The 14,694-nt window shown below is 53.8% G+C and carries 13 protein-coding genes; 11 read left to right on the forward strand and 2 right to left on the reverse strand.

Annotated elements, in window-relative coordinates; translation table 11 throughout:
- The first annotated feature begins 13 nt into the window (after window positions 1–13).
- Window positions 14–2,404 (forward strand): hypothetical protein, encoded by a 2,391-nt coding sequence (locus Pr1d_RS09700; RefSeq protein ID WP_148073348.1) that lies wholly within the window; start codon window positions 14–16, stop codon window positions 2,402–2,404.
- 347 nt (window positions 2,405–2,751) lie between these two features.
- On the opposite strand, the gene Pr1d_RS09705 is transcribed toward Pr1d_RS09700, so the two are convergent.
- Window positions 2,752–2,955 (reverse strand): hypothetical protein, encoded by a 204-nt coding sequence (locus Pr1d_RS09705; protein WP_148073349.1) that lies wholly within the window; start codon window positions 2,953–2,955, stop codon window positions 2,752–2,754.
- A 131-nt stretch (window positions 2,956–3,086) separates the two neighbouring features.
- On the opposite strand from Pr1d_RS09705, the gene Pr1d_RS09710 reads away from it, so the two are divergent.
- On the forward strand, window positions 3,087–3,851 hold the full coding sequence (locus Pr1d_RS09710) for a site-specific integrase (RefSeq protein WP_148073350.1): 765 nt from the start codon (window positions 3,087–3,089) through the stop codon (window positions 3,849–3,851).
- On the opposite strand, the gene Pr1d_RS26645 is transcribed toward Pr1d_RS09710, so the two are convergent.
- Entirely contained in the window at window positions 3,848–4,168 is a 321-nt protein-coding gene (locus Pr1d_RS26645) for a PEP-CTERM sorting domain-containing protein (protein WP_390622086.1), read from the reverse strand. The genes Pr1d_RS09710 and Pr1d_RS26645 overlap by 4 nt on opposite strands.
- Between Pr1d_RS26645 and Pr1d_RS26240 the strand changes: the two genes are divergently transcribed.
- The 9 genes from Pr1d_RS26240 (at window position 4,051) to Pr1d_RS09755 (ending at window position 14,494) form a co-directional block, all read left to right on the forward strand.
- On the forward strand, window positions 4,051–4,365 hold the full coding sequence (locus Pr1d_RS26240) for a hypothetical protein (protein WP_238476669.1): 315 nt from the start codon (window positions 4,051–4,053) through the stop codon (window positions 4,363–4,365). The genes Pr1d_RS26645 and Pr1d_RS26240 overlap by 118 nt on opposite strands.
- Before the next feature lie 413 nt (window positions 4,366–4,778).
- On the forward strand, window positions 4,779–5,438 hold the full coding sequence (locus Pr1d_RS09720) for a PEP-CTERM sorting domain-containing protein (RefSeq protein ID WP_148073352.1): 660 nt from the start codon (window positions 4,779–4,781) through the stop codon (window positions 5,436–5,438).
- Window positions 5,439–5,671: 233 nt separating this feature from the next.
- Window positions 5,672–7,666, forward strand: a complete 1,995-nt coding sequence (locus Pr1d_RS09725) for an alkaline phosphatase family protein (RefSeq protein WP_148073353.1) — start codon at window positions 5,672–5,674, stop codon at window positions 7,664–7,666.
- 301 nt (window positions 7,667–7,967) lie between these two features.
- Entirely contained in the window at window positions 7,968–9,239 is a 1,272-nt protein-coding gene (locus Pr1d_RS09730; RefSeq protein WP_148073354.1) for a hypothetical protein, read from the forward strand.
- A complete protein-coding gene (locus Pr1d_RS09735) occupies window positions 9,236–9,538 on the forward strand; it encodes a hypothetical protein (protein ID WP_148073355.1) in 303 nt (100 codons plus the stop codon). The genes Pr1d_RS09730 and Pr1d_RS09735 overlap by 4 nt, the downstream gene beginning before the upstream one ends.
- A gap of 134 nt (window positions 9,539–9,672) precedes the next feature.
- Complete coding sequence (locus Pr1d_RS09740; protein WP_148076330.1) at window positions 9,673–10,668, forward strand: DUF1559 family PulG-like putative transporter; 996 nt, start codon at window positions 9,673–9,675, stop codon at window positions 10,666–10,668.
- A gap of 80 nt (window positions 10,669–10,748) precedes the next feature.
- Window positions 10,749–11,234 (forward strand): DUF4198 domain-containing protein, encoded by a 486-nt coding sequence (locus Pr1d_RS09745; RefSeq protein WP_148073356.1) that lies wholly within the window; start codon window positions 10,749–10,751, stop codon window positions 11,232–11,234.
- Window positions 11,235–11,534: 300 nt separating this feature from the next.
- Window positions 11,535–12,443, forward strand: a complete 909-nt coding sequence (locus Pr1d_RS09750) for a PEP-CTERM sorting domain-containing protein (protein ID WP_148073357.1) — start codon at window positions 11,535–11,537, stop codon at window positions 12,441–12,443.
- A gap of 86 nt (window positions 12,444–12,529) precedes the next feature.
- Complete coding sequence (locus Pr1d_RS09755) at window positions 12,530–14,494, forward strand: alkaline phosphatase family protein (protein ID WP_168205155.1); 1,965 nt, start codon at window positions 12,530–12,532, stop codon at window positions 14,492–14,494.
- Window positions 14,495–14,694: the final 200 nt, after the last annotated feature.

Below are 14,694 nucleotides of genomic sequence, written 5' to 3' on the forward strand. Positions count from 1 at the left end.
TTTATTGATGTGCATGCTTACCGTAAACGCATGTGCTCAGAATCAATTCTCGATTCCCTCGATCGACTTGCTTCCCAACGCGCCGAGCACTAACCAATTGCGCGACTGGCGACAGACGGCCATCGATTTTGATACGCTTGCCTTCGATACCACCGCGACGGGTCAGTATCTTCCCCTGGTAAAAATCGACACCACGCCCGTTTCTCCTCAGCTAACGGAGTCATTCGGTTTAGCCGCCTATGTGGGCGAAACGCGCACTTTTGGTGAGACGGGCGAACCCGTTCACGAAGCGGTCTCGTCGCTTGCAGCTGTACTGGGGGGAACGCTCGTGGGCGTTAACAAGTCGGCTGGTCCGTACAATTGGGTTTCGATGGCACGCGAATATTACGTAAACAGAAATGGCCAGTACATCGTGCTCAACTCGCCCTTCTCGGTATCGGGAGGGTCGGCATGGTACGACATTTACCCGAATGTGTTGTTCTATCAAATCGCCGATCGCTATCCGGACGAAACCTATCTCGGACCGATCATGGACCAAATTGACCAGCGTTTCTACGATGCTGTTGGCGTATTAACAGCCAATGGAGCGGCTCCCAACTTCAACCATACAGCCTACAATTTCCGCACTCGTCAACCGGTCGACAATGGTGTCTGGCGCGAGCCTGACATGGGACTGGGCATGGCATGGATGCAGCATGCCGCTTATTGGCGAAACCAGGATTCCAACCCTGGTCTAGCAGCCCAGCATCTGACCGCTGTCGATTGGGCGCTTAGTTATTATGTACAGACGTCGGCCAACCCTGACTATGAAATCCTTTCGCCGTTCGGAGCCTACACAGCGGCTCGAATGAATGCAGAGCACGGAAGAAACTACGATATTCAGAAGTTTGTGAACTGGGTGTTCGATCGCAGCAACGCCCGCCCCACCAAGATTATGATCAGCGGCGAGCAATGGGGGGGCGAAGAAGTTGGCGGCTTGATGGGATTCACGATCCCGAATATCGGAGACGTCCGCGGATACGCCTTCTCAATGAACACCTTCGCGACCGCCATGCCGATGGTACCGCTCGTACGTTATGAGGATCGCTACAGTCAAGCTATCGGAAAATGGATGGTCAACGTCGCCAGTGCTGCTAGATTATTCTATGGCGACGCCCATTCTAACCAGAGTCAGTCGTCGGAGTTCTGGACCGGGGACCCAAACAGTGCTGTCGCCTACGAGGGGTTACGCCACCATTGGTTAGGCGGTGAGTTCGACGGCGAAGAATTATATGCAGCGGGTGATCCACTCACTTACAACTGGGGTCCTGAGACGGATTTCGCCATCTATGGCTCGGCTATGTCGGGAGTTTTCGGGTCGATCATTAAAACGACGAACGTCGAAAAAATTCTCCAACTTGATTTATTGGCAACTGACTCCTTTCGTGGCGACGCCCACCCGACGTATCTTTACTACAATCCTCTTGCGAACACACAGTCGATTGCGATCGACTTAGGGTCGGGTGCCTTCGATTTGTACGACGCCGTAGCGAATCGTTTTGTGGCGCGTTCCGTCAGCGGACAGCAAATGTTCGACGTGATAGCCGGCGAAGCGGTGCAACTCGTGCTCGTTCCTGCGGGAGGACTTGAAACTCGCCAAGGCAGGAGGTTGCTCGTGAACGATGTGGTGATCGACTATAACGCCTCGCTGCTGGCGAACAATCTGATCCGTAACGGCGACGTGGACGAACGAATCTCCCCGGGCACAGCACGTCCCTCCTTCTGGCACTACAGTAGCAGTGCGAAGTGGTCTGCTGAGGAAGCCCTCAGCCCGACTCACTCATTGGAGATCACCGACAACAGCCCGACCGCCAGCGAAGAATGGCGCAGTTATGCAACAGACGTTCCAGCGGGGACAGATCGCACTCTCAAGCTCCGCTGGTTCTGGCAGTATGATGCGGCAGCAGGTGATGAATTTCAAGCTCGTCTACGCTTCTCTAATGACCTTGTCACATCACTCGATTTGGTCAATCCTCTGCTCGAAATGAACTTCCTTGCGCTGGGTTTGGCAAGTGAGTTCGAAATGTTTGAAACTACGATCGATTTGCCTGACGGCATCCGCTCTTTCGATCTCACATTTTTGTCTGGGAGTTCGGCAATCGGCTCGATGTATGTCGATGACATATCTGTGACGTTGGTTGAGGCGATACCCGGCGACTTCGATGGGGATGGCGACGTCGACGGGCATGACTTTTTGCGGTGGCAGCACGATCCGAGTATGGGCAATTTGCTAGATTGGCAGACCAATTACGGTGCCGCGACACCACCTCTGTCTGCTTCCATTGCGGTTCCGGAATCGACGAGTTTCCTGCTCGTCATTGGAGCCGTACTTTGTTGGAGCTGCCGATGTGTCATCACTCATTAAAACACGCAAGCTTTTCAGACTGAGTTGAATCATACGGGCTCGCCCAATTAGGTTGCGCACAGCCTGTGAGAACTGCCGCCCGCAACTATGGGTCAGTCAGATTGCCACCAGATGGACATCCCGACGCGAGTTGCCCGGCACAGTAAATTACAGAGGTGAATCTGACTTCGATCAGTTTGGCGACGTTCTAACTCGCTGAAGTTGCATCAGTCTCAGCAAGTTAGCCAGATCGCTAACTCGCACACTTCGCCATTTTCCTGACTAAAATAGGGGCAACTGTGCAACTAGCGTAAGCTGCCCTATTTTACTCTAGAGGGACAGGAGGTTCAGTAGGAAGCCGATTGAGGCTATCGGTTGGCGGAGCTGGGAAAGGAATCATGTGCCGACAGCCTGGAGTCGTCACCATGTCTCACAGCTTTGAGTCCGTCGCCGCCAAGTATCTGGCCACCAAGAAGCTCTCGTCTGGCACCTGCAAGGAGTACAGGGGCACCGTCACCAAATGGATTTCCTGGGGGAAAGGGGTCGACGTCGACCAGATTGGCAGGGTTCACTTACGGGACTTCCTCGACTGGGTCCATGAAAAGGCAGCCGCTGATGGCGGGTCGAACGCCGGACGTACGGCCAACAAGTCCCGCGAGAATATGAGGGCCATTCTGTCGTGTGGGCCTGGGAGCAGGACTTTTTGGAGAAGCTGCCGAGGTTTCCAACGGCAAAGACGCAGCGCGACGTCGCCGGACGGCACTACCTCACGAAGGCGGACCTGAACGCTCTCTATTTCGCCACGTATGAGCTGGAGCGGCCGAGGGGATGGAAGCAGCCGCTAACTGTCGGCCACTATTGGCGGGCGGCTCTGGTAGTGTTCTTCAACTACGGGGTGGACACGGGAACGATCTTCAAGACCGCAGCGTTCCATGAGCCCATCCTGTGGCGGCACATCTGCTGGCTTCCCGAACCGCCGAACGGCCAGGGCAAGGAGTCTCGCTACGGCTGGCTGTACTATCGCCGGGTAAAGACGAAGAAGCAGTTCTATCGACCGATGAATCGGGTTGTGAAGGTGCATCTAAAGAGTCTCCGTCTCGACTCGGTTGAACCGGACCAGCCAGTATTTGACTGCGGTAGCTCACGTCCGAACGCGCAGTTCCAACGTCTCTGCACTTTGGCAGGTGTAAAGACGAAGCAGGACGTGGAAACCGGCGAAGAGAAATCCTGGGTCCTGAAGGACCTTCGGAAGACCTGCGCGACTTACTACGACGAGCACATGCCAGAATCTTCCATCGAGATCCTCGGCCATTCCGTAGGCGGCGTGACATATAGGCACTATGCTCACCGGGACCCGCTCGCCTTCAAGGCAATCATGTCGCTTCCCCAGCCGACGGCGTTCACCGCCCTGGTGCACGGGTTCGATGGCGAGTGCCCGTGCTGTCGGCGAAGGTTCCGACAGGCCTAGAATCCGACCGGAGCGGCGTCTCCCGGCTTAGCTGCGGAGATGCCGCCGGCGGTGGGCAACCTCAGCGGATTGGCAGGGCTGCTAACTTGCTGAAACTGGTCCATCCATCGGCAGTTGAAGGAAACTCGAACTGAATGAGGTTGTGCACACCGCCGCATGCAAAGAGTTAATAAGCTGCGTCTCAGAAAAGGGTCGTTTCTTGACCAGTGCCACGCATAAATCGGTCTTGAAACTTGCCAAGAGAGTCGTCGCCGTCTTGCTAGCCACCCGCCAACCGTCACGAAGGACAGTAGCAGCCAAGTTGATGGTTCAGGCACCATGGTTTCATTCACAGAGAGATGTAGCGCCATGCCATAGTTGGCTTGCCAAGCTTCAATTCTCCAACGCTCGGATTACGCTGCCACACGAGAAAATCCCGGCCATCTACTTCGACGTCGTGGTCGAAGTCGCCAGGGAGTCCCTGATTGGCAAACTAGAATACGTCGTCACCATCGCCACCGGCGTAACTGAATAAAGTTCTGCCCCGCCGAAGTTGCCAACCCAAGCTCCTTCCCCCGAGTTATCGAACGTGCCCGTGCTGTCGACCACAATACCGATTGCCCTTCATAGCTGAGTCATGAAAACAATTGATTTGGGTTGAGGAACTAGTCTAACTATCTAACTGCTTTCGTGTGAGTGTCTTAGCTCGATTGCTGGTTGGAGCCTGACTACCTCGAGGTCGTCGGAATCGAGCAACTTGGTCAAAAAGACCGGAATCTCGTTGCATTCCTTACTTTCTTCACTAAGATGAGCTAAGACCATAAGTGTAGCAAACGGTCGTTACAGCTGGGCTTCGATGGATGTCCAAGGCATTGTAGGATCGGTGGAGTACCGGATCATCAAGAGCGCTAGACAACAATCCAATTCTCAATCCTTAAGGAGCGTCTCGTGAAAAAGAACAACAAGGTATCTAACAATCTCTCCATGCAGGATGTCACCAAAAGGCTGACTGCTTATTCTGCGGCGGCAGGTCTCGGGGCGTTTGCTTGTGGTGAAACCGCCGAAGCAACAGTCGTCTATACCGATGTCCCGGACATAGTGGTGAATTCGGCGAACCCCACCGGTGGCTACTACGATATGGACGGCGACACGGTCCCGGACTTTAGATTTCGGTTCCAGCCGGGTTATGCGCCAGCCGGTATTCGGTTTCAGGGATATGGGGCTTCTGATGAACTCACGAATACGAGTAAAGGCAGTGCCTACTACTTGCGCTCGTTTGAGTCAGGAGATTCGATCGGACCGGGCGCGGTACCCACTTCTACCGGATTTGGGGTTGCCTCGCCGAATGCAACCAATTTTGGAAACCCAACAGATCCCCAGTATGCGGGAATCAGATTGGATATTGCTGGCGTAACGCATTACGGCTGGGTTCGGATCAAGACTGAATATGTTGGCGGAGAGACTACCCTTACCGGCACGATCTTCGATTGGGCCTATGAGACTACGCCGGACACCGCGATAGCAGCAGGCGCGATCCCCGAGCCCACGTCACTGGCTTTACTGGCAGCTGGCGCTGGAGCACTGGCTTTTCGTCGTCGATCGGACTGAGTTGTAATAGGACGGCAAGTTCGCAACAGTTTAACGAGATACGAGGCCAGGGCAAATCTTCCTGGCCTCGTGCTGTTTTTGGTCTCGGTAATCCTAGAGATTCCGAGCAGAATTGCGGAAGAGCTTTCAAGAGGCATCAATGTTTGCGTGTCGCGTCAGATTACGCAACGGTGGTCTGGAATCTCGAAGACCAGTTTGAAAATAACAGTGATCCACCGAAATATCCTCACCGCATGACTAGACGACTTGCAAAGAAAGTTCTGCTTATAGGCTGGGACGCGGCAGACTGGGTCATGGTCCAGCCGCTCCTTGAGCAGGGCTATCTGCCGACCCTCGCACAGTTGATCGCCGAAGGCACCAGCGGCAAACTGGCGACCATTCGACCGGTTCTCTCTCCTATGTTGTGGAACTCGATTGCAACTGGCAAACGGGCCGACAAACACGGAATCTGCGGGTTTACCGAGCCTCTGCCAGATGGCAGCGGGATCCGTCCGGTCACCAGCACCAGTCGCAAAACCAAGGCAGTCTGGAACATCCTGTCACAGAACCAATTGACGAGTAATGTCGTCGGCTGGTTTGCGAGCCACCCGGCGGAACCGATCCGCGGGTGCGTCGTCACTGACCACTATGTGCACCCCACACCAAAGGGCAAAGACTTCGGCTCGCTTCCGGAAGGAGTCTGTCATCCGGAGCGTCTCCTGAGGCCGCTTGTCAACCTGAAAGTCAATCCGAAAAGCCTTGACGCGCAAGCCATTCTGCCGTTTGTTCCCCGCGCAGCTGAGGTTGACGCCTCTAAGGACGAACGCTTGGGCAGACTGGCATCGCTTCTCGCCCGCACATCGAGTATCCATGCGGCAGCCTGCGCGATAATGGTCAAAGAACCTTGGGATTTCATGGCGGTCTACTACGACGCGATTGACCAGTTTGGCCACCATTTCATGCCTTACCATCCACCCGCAATGGAAGGAGTATCTGAACATGACGCCGAAATCTACAAGGATGTGATGATCGGTTGCTATCGGTTCCACGACATGATGCTCGAGTCATTGCTCGACTATGCTGGCCGAGACACCACCGTCATACTCGTCAGCGATCATGGATTTCATAGCGGTAGTGGCCGGCAAGATATCGACGGATTCAAAGACCCTGTCAGTTGGCATCGACCCTATGGTGTAGTTTGTGTCCGCGGCCCGGAAATCAAGAGTAATAATACCATCTATGGTGCAACTCTCCTGGATGTGACGCCGACATTGTTGTCATTGTTTGGCTTGCCGATTGGCGATGACATGGACGGCCGACCGTGGCTGGAAATCTTCGATAAGGAAATCACTCCCTCACGGCTTCCCAGTTGGGACGATTTAGACGGCGACAGTGGCATGCACAGCGAAGATCGTCGCGAAGACCCAGTGGAAGCCGCCGAAGCTATTCGGCAACTCGTCGATTTGGGATACATCGATGCCCCCAGCGACGATGTTCAAAAGACTATTCAGAATACCACCGTCGATCTGAAAAGGAACTTAGCATCAGCCTTGTCGGATTGCCAGCGAATCGAAAAGGCGATTCCGTTGTGGGAAGAGCTCATCGAACTCGCTTTGGAAGATTCACCAGAGCTCGTCTCCTACTACTTGGAGTTGGCACGCTGCAACATGCAAGTGGGGCGACTTGAGAAGTGCGAAGAGATTCTCAACAAGTTGCTTGAGCATGCGCCGAATGAAACTGGCGCTCTCATGATGCACGGCCAGTTGAAACTACAATGTCGACGACCAGAGGAGGCATTAGACTACTTTCAGCGTGCAGCAGGAATCAGCACCGACTTGAAGTCTCTGCACAGTGCAATGGGACAGGCTTACGCTCAGCTTTCGAGGTGGAGCGACGCCAAACTAGAATTTCAGAAAGCGTTAGAAGCCGATGAGGAAAGTGCAGTTGCACTGAATGGGCTAGCTGGAATCGCCATTGAGCGGAGGCAGTTCTCGAAGGCAGTTGAATACGCTCTGAGAGCAGTAGGTTTGAATCATCACTTTCCGCGTGCGCACTGCAACCTGGGAATAGCTTTGGCAGAATCAGGTATGGATGAAGAAGCGATCCAGGCTTTGGAAACCACCGTGGCCATGGCACCCAAGATGCGTGTCGCATACAAATGGCTGGCCGAACTCTATTTCAAGGATGGGCGCGACCCTGAAAAAGCCCGCGGGTACGCACGTTTGGCTGGTCTTCAAGACTGTGAGTAAAGAAGATAAGTCGCAGGCGAACAGAGAAAACTCCCTGTAGTCACTGAATCTGGATAGAATAAACGATGGCCAGATCCATGCTGGATCCAGGACACACTGTTGGCGGTCTCGGTACGTGGTTCGCGAAGTAGGAGAATCTCGGTAAAAGGTTGAATGAACCCGTAAATTTTGTTAGGTTCAGTAATATGGCCTCGGTGATCTCCTAAATGCTGCTAACTTCGGGAGGTTGCTCGGCGCGTTGCGCCTTAAAGAGGACGACAATGATGAGGCTGCCAGTTTGAGAAGAGGTAAATAGCGCGATATGGTGACCACGATTGCTCTCGTTGATCGGCAACCTTCAACTGTTTCGCCGCGTCCTTGCTCCGTATCAGTGCGGATGGCACTGGTTCCAGTTCTTTTAATCCTCGCCTTCTGCACTCCAGCCGCGGCTCAGAATAATCGCGGGGTCTGGATGTGGAGCAGCCCGTCGCATCCCTACGGCGGTTCCAACGTTCTTGGCAACTCCGTGAAAGAGGCTGAGCTGATCGCTGATTTCGGGGCGTGGAATTTTGATCGCATCTACGCTAGCTACGGAGCTCAGGTATTAAACGACCCTCCGATCGTCGCAAATTGGAATGCCAGTCTCGATGACGTCGGAATGCGAAGCGAGCTACTGCTTGGGCTCGTGGACTTCAGTCCTACAAGTATCTCGAATCTGGTCCAGACGCGACTCATCGATTTTAATGATGCACGCACTGACCCGCGCGAGCATGTTGATGACGTGCATCTCGACATCGAACCGCACGGTTCGAACGCCTGGAAGAATGGCACCGGGACCGATAAACGTGATCTGCTTTACAAACTTCGTGACACTTACACAGCCGTCCGGGCGACCCTCGACCAGGGAGGCTATCCCGAAGTAAAGATCTATGCCGATTTGCCGGTGTGGTATGACAGTACCACGGCGGTTAGTTGGACGAGAGGTGATCGAACTCAGTGGTTCGCAGACATCGGGGTAGCATTGGATGGAATTACAATGATGGCCTACGAGCGGAGTACGCTCTCCTCAATCCAGAACGGAATCTCCTGGGAAGTGGCTAATTTCAACGGTGATATTCGAGTTGGTTTGAATGTTGCAGAAATTGGGCCTGGAAATACTTTCGCGGATTTCGAAGCGGTAATGACGCTCGCCAGCGAAATCGAGGCCTACTATGGAACCGACATCACGGGAGTCGATTTTCATGCCGTGATTGACTACATCGACGAGGCTCCCACGCCTACCTTCAACGCTGACTTCGATGTCGATGGTGATGTGGACGGTGCTGACTGGTTGGCCTTGCAACGTGGATTTGGAATTCTCAGCGGTGCCACCAGCAGTGATGGAGACGCCAACGGAAGTGGTTCGGTCAATGTTTCTGATCTGGTTGTGTTTCAAGAGCAGTACGGTCAGACTCTCCTGACTGCAGCGTTCGTGGTACCGGAACCTTGTGGTACCCTGCTTTCGTTAGCAGTTTTCGTGGGAGAGTTTGTATTCCGAGGCGGCCTGCTCTTCCGCACGGCCAGAATCTGCCCCACCGGAGTGAGTTTTCCGTGATTCCTCTCAAAACTGTCCTGTCGAAGCAGGGCAGCAGCGCAAGGCTATGGATTCCCACGCTGACAGCTTGGCTGGCAGTATTCTCCTCAGCAGGCCCGTCTCATTGGATTGTTGGTACCATCCAGGGTGCTCTGGAAGCACGAGTAAGTATCATCGGGTACAACAGCTACCGACCGTTGGTGCAAGAGAGCGCGACATTTTTCCGCAGCCGTCAACCGCTGTTCAGTTCGGAACAGATCATTGAGAGGTTTGCCTTCATGGAGGCAGTCGAGGAGAACAAACGACCGTATGGAACCTAACTATCGAATGATTGCTAGAGAAGGCTCGTGCGGAGGAGACCTTGCGAAAGAGAACAAATTAGAACGAACATACGAACTGTCCAGTTGAATACTATTGGTAATTCACGTTTTCCATCGAGAGATAGGTTCGTCCCATGAAAGCACAGCACATACTTTTCGTCAGCCGTAACACTGGCAGAGCGTTCACATTGGTAGAGCTGTTGGTCGTGATTGCCATCATTGGGGTTCTTGTCGCATTGCTCCTGCCGGCCATACAAGCGGCTCGGGAATCGGCACGAAGGTCGCAGTGCGTCAACAACTTCAAACAGATTGGCCTGGGAGTCCTAAACTTTGAAGTCTCGAATGGACACCTCCCCCCGGGCCGCCTCGGATGCGATTACGGATATCGCCCTGAGCCTTACTGTCCTTCTGATACTGAGGTACCGAAGCAAAGTGAGCTCGGCGGCTTTGCTGTGATCCTTCCCTACATGGAGCTTCAGTCTGGATATCTGCTCTTCGATTTGCAGGGTGAAGGCATGTTGATGGTAGGGGATGGCCCCGATCCATGGAAAAATAACACGGCTGCTCTCGACTTCCTCCGGACCCGCCCCCCGTTCTACGTGTGTCCCAGCGACCTCGCGGAACCACAAGTCGAAGGAGTCGAATACAACGACATTGAAGGGCTGGGGACCGGAAGCTACGCCCTATGCATGGGCTCTAACGGCCCGAAGTACGGGATACTCCCCGACGTGAAATTCGAGAACACCGGACTATTCATGTACGCACGCACCTTCGCCCTCCGCGAAGTGGTTGACGGTATGAGCAGGACATTCGTCGCAGGGGAGACTACCAATGGTCACCTCAAGGAATTCGACACCTACAACATTTGGAGTCAGGGCATTCGCCATGTCACCTCGTTGCGTAACACAGAGAATCCGCTGAATACCCCACCTGGCATCGGCACAACCAGGGCGATGAAGGCCACCTCCACTCCGCTGGCGAATGGAGCGTTTATCAGCAACCATCCCGGTGGAGGAAACTTCGTCTTCGGAGACGGGCACGCCGTGTTCATTAGTGAAAATATCGATCTCGAGACCTATCGAGCTCTTTCCACACGGGCAGGACAGGAAGCCGTTGCCGACAATTCGTGATGGGCTTCTCCACGTTACCTACAACACAATTCGAACTGCGCAGACCTGGAATTGCAATCAAGGACGCTGAGACTGGAATCATGCTTTCCCCCTATACCGTCCAGCATGGTACTCTTGGCCGCGGTTTGGCGCTTTGCCTGGCCGTGCTTCTCGGCTGGTTGGGGGCGATGGTAGTAGGCTGCGGGGATGGGCGGCCCAAGCGGGTTGCTGTGTCCGGACAAGTCCTGATCGATGGAAAGCCACTTCCCGGAGGGAACATAAAGTTTGTCCCGTATGGGGCCAGGCCGTCAATGGGCACCATTGGTGAGCAGGGGCACTTTACACTCACCTGTTTTGACGGTGAGGATGGGGCCATTCCTGGAATGCATCGCATTGAGATCGTATCAAACGAGGTTTTGAGCCAGACAGCAATACGCTGGTATGCTCCGAAGAAATACGCGGATTTTCTGACATCGGGACTGGAAGTGGATGTTACTGTGCCGACCGACACCCTGAAAATTCATTTGACCTGGAATGGAGGGAAGCCGTTTGTGGAAAAGGTCGACATGGGGAGCGAGGGGAAGTGATTCGCCTCGCATAGCCTCGGCGACTCAAGAGGCGAGACCTCGGCGCAATCGGGAAAAGAAGCGGAAAGCCCAGTTGCGAGCTTGTTTCTGACTTCTGGACTCAGAGTGACATCCGATCCCAGGAAAATTTGAATTATTCGCCAACTTTATTAAGATACATGCTAGAATGGCTGCTAACGCATAGTTCTAGGAGAATTGGGATTGGAATAACAAAGAGTTGTCATTTAGCCAGGACAATGGCTTAATGACCGGCGCTTTCCATTGCGATCCAGACAACTTTTTCAAAGAGTGGGAAGACACATGAAACCACAAAGAAAGACAACGTTGAAGGGCAAGCAGAAACCACGTCGTTCGAAGCACTTCGCCAAGCGCTTAACCTGCTACACGACCGCAGCAGGTTTGGGCGCGTTTGCCTACGGTGAAACAGCCCAAGCCTTGGTGATCCATCATGATGTCGAACCGGATCTTGCCGCCACTTTGATCGACATGGATCAAGGTCTGGTAGGCGACTACTATATCGATATGAATGGTGACGGGATCGACGACTTCAGGATCCGCTATCAGATTGCAGGCTACGACCTAGCAGCGATTCGTTTCCAAGGGGTGGGCTATTCGGAGGAACTTTCGAATACAGACAAGGGCAGTAACTACTATGTTCGCTCGTTCGAACTGGGCGATTCGATAGGACCTGGTGCAGTAACTACCTCTACCGGCTATGGGATTGTAGCGCCGAACTATACGAACTTCGGCGCTACAGATACCGAGAACTACCCGCAATTTGCCGGTATCCGGATAGACATCGGCGGTATGACACATTATGGATGGGTCCGTATGCAAGTAACTCCTCTCGAGGATTTCACGCCCGTTGCGCCCCTGACAGCGACCATTTTTGACTGGGCCTATGAAACGGATCCGGACACCGCCATTATTGCGGGCGATGTAGGTTCCTTCATTCCTGGAGATTTTGATGATGATGGAGATGTGGACGGCGCCGACCTTAATCAGTGGCAAGGCGATTACGGCGTCAACGGAGGAAGTGATGCCGATGTGGATGGTGACAGCGACGGCAGAGACTTTCTCATTTGGCAAAGGAGCTACACAGGGCCTATGCTAGTGGCATCGAGCACCAGCATACCCGAGCCGACCTCTTTGGCTCTCTTGGCGGCCGGAGGAGGTGCACTAGCCCTGAAGCGACGCCGACGTACCTAACGGTAAGAGCGGCACGGGCATCTAGAGCCAATGAGGAACAGTCATGTTCGTTGAGTGCGTGTCGAATTTGTGTGGAATCCAGTGACGTGAGCAAACGCATTGCGCATCGGATCCTGCTGATCGGCTGGGAAGCGGCAGATTGGCATGTCATCCGCCCTCTTGTTGACTCCGGATTGATGCCGACGCTTGCCAAGCTCATGGAAAACGGCGTGAGTGGGAACCTGGCTACTATTCAGCCAATCGTGCCCCCTATGCTATGGACTTCCATTGCTACAGGCAAACGAGCTGACAAACACGGGATTTGCGGTTGTGTCGAACCCACAGAGGACGCTACTGGCCTGCGACCGGTTTCCTGTTCAAGGCGTTCCTGCAAAGCAGTCTGGAATATCCTGTCTCAGGTAGGCATGACCTCCCGAGTTGTGGGCTGGCCGGCCAGCCACCCTGCCGAACCGATTCAAGGCACCGTGGTTTCAAATCGCTTCGGCAGTTCTTTGCAAGACGCTGCGGAGGAACTTTCGTTCGCTCCACAGACGTTTCATCCGGCTTCGCTTGAGAAAGAGATTGGCCCGCGTTGCATTCGCTCGTCAGAGCTTCAGATGGATGCGATTCTTCCGTTCGTTCCCCAACTCGAACAGATCGATTGGAAAAGTGACCAGCGAATTCACAATCTCGTTCGCCTAATCGCACGCACATCCTCGGTACATGCGGCCGCCTGCCATCAAATCGTCCAGCAACCCTGGGACTTCCAGGCAGTTTATTACTCTGCGATCGACGACTTTTCCAAGTGTTTTGGCCCCTCTTCCCAGAAGCACTCGGATGCCGATCTTCCGTGGGATGCTATCCACAGGAACATACTAATCGGTTGTTACCAATTCCTCGACATGATGTTAGAAACACTGTTATCTCTTGCTGGCGCCGATACCACGGTTCTGCTTGTGAGTGACCACGGTGGGCAGCGGGGAATTTATCAACAGGGCTTTGTTACCTCCCAGTCGCACGACCTACCCCAGTACGGCTTTGGTATCGCTTGCGCAAAAGGGCCGGGAATTCTTAGCAGCACCCAGCTTACTGGTGCGACGGTCTTGGATGTGACACCGACAATTCTGACAATGCTTGGCATTGCCGTCGGCAATGACATGGATGGACGTCCCTGGCACGAGATATTTGTAGAACAGGTTCCATCCAAACACATCAAATCGTGGGAATCGGAACAGAGAAGTGCTGGAAAGCCTATCGAAAATATTGCTACCAACCCTCGTGACAATGCCGACGCTTTACAACTCCTGAGTGACCTGGGACATAATTATGCCCCGAGCGGTGACTTGCAGCAGATGGTGACTAGGGTGTCCCTGATCAATCGGATTAATCTTGCGTTAGCGCTCACCGACAGCAATCGCGTAGCACAAGCCATCGAGCATTGGAAAGCTCTCGTCACCGACTACCCTGGAGAATCCAGCCATGCGATTCAACTGGCGTCGTGCTACCAGCGTTTCGATTGCTGGTCTGAGTGCAAGGACACACTGGCACATATCCCGCAAGAAGCCCGGAAGTTACCCGAAGTTCAGTTTATGTTGGCAAAGATTGCATTGCAGGAAGGCGAAAAAGGTGAGGCTCTGCGCATCGCCTGCGAGTTGGCAGAACAAGGATCGGACAATTCTCACTTTCTGAACCGCGTTGGTGGCCTGTTTTTGCAGGCAAGTGCCTGGGTGCAAGCGGAGTCAGTCTTTCAGAGCTCTTTGGCTGCCTGTAAGACCAATCCGATAGCCCATGACGGCCTAGCACAAGTGTATCTTGAGCTTGATCAGCTTAACACTGCGGTGAAGCATGCGAGAATCGCTGTGGAATTGATCCCTCACTTTCCTGCTGCCCACTTCCATCTTGGCGCGGCGCTGCACTACGCCTGTTACGACGAGGAAGCTATCGCCGCCTTTGAAACCTGTCTCTCCATGGGCTATGAGCTAGAAGAAACACACAGTCGTCTTGCCGGTTTGTATCTCCTCCGAGATCCGGCCAAAGCCAAGCAACACCGGGATTCGGCCAACTTGTCCTGAAGGGATTCATGACCCGATAGAGACTACTAAGGTTCCCAACAGAGCGGCCTGCTGTTGGGCATACAGGATACAGAGTTCCGCCGATATGAGGACGCTTCATACCTCCCCCAAGACAGTTACCAACGGCTTGACATTGTCAGTCCACAGACTTAGGATGCGCGGTGTTTCGTGATTGTGGTCTGCCTCATTCAGATTGGGCG

It is taken from the genome of Bythopirellula goksoeyrii, from assembly GCF_008065115.1.
Taxonomy (GTDB): domain Bacteria; phylum Planctomycetota; class Planctomycetia; order Pirellulales; family Lacipirellulaceae; genus Bythopirellula; species Bythopirellula goksoeyrii.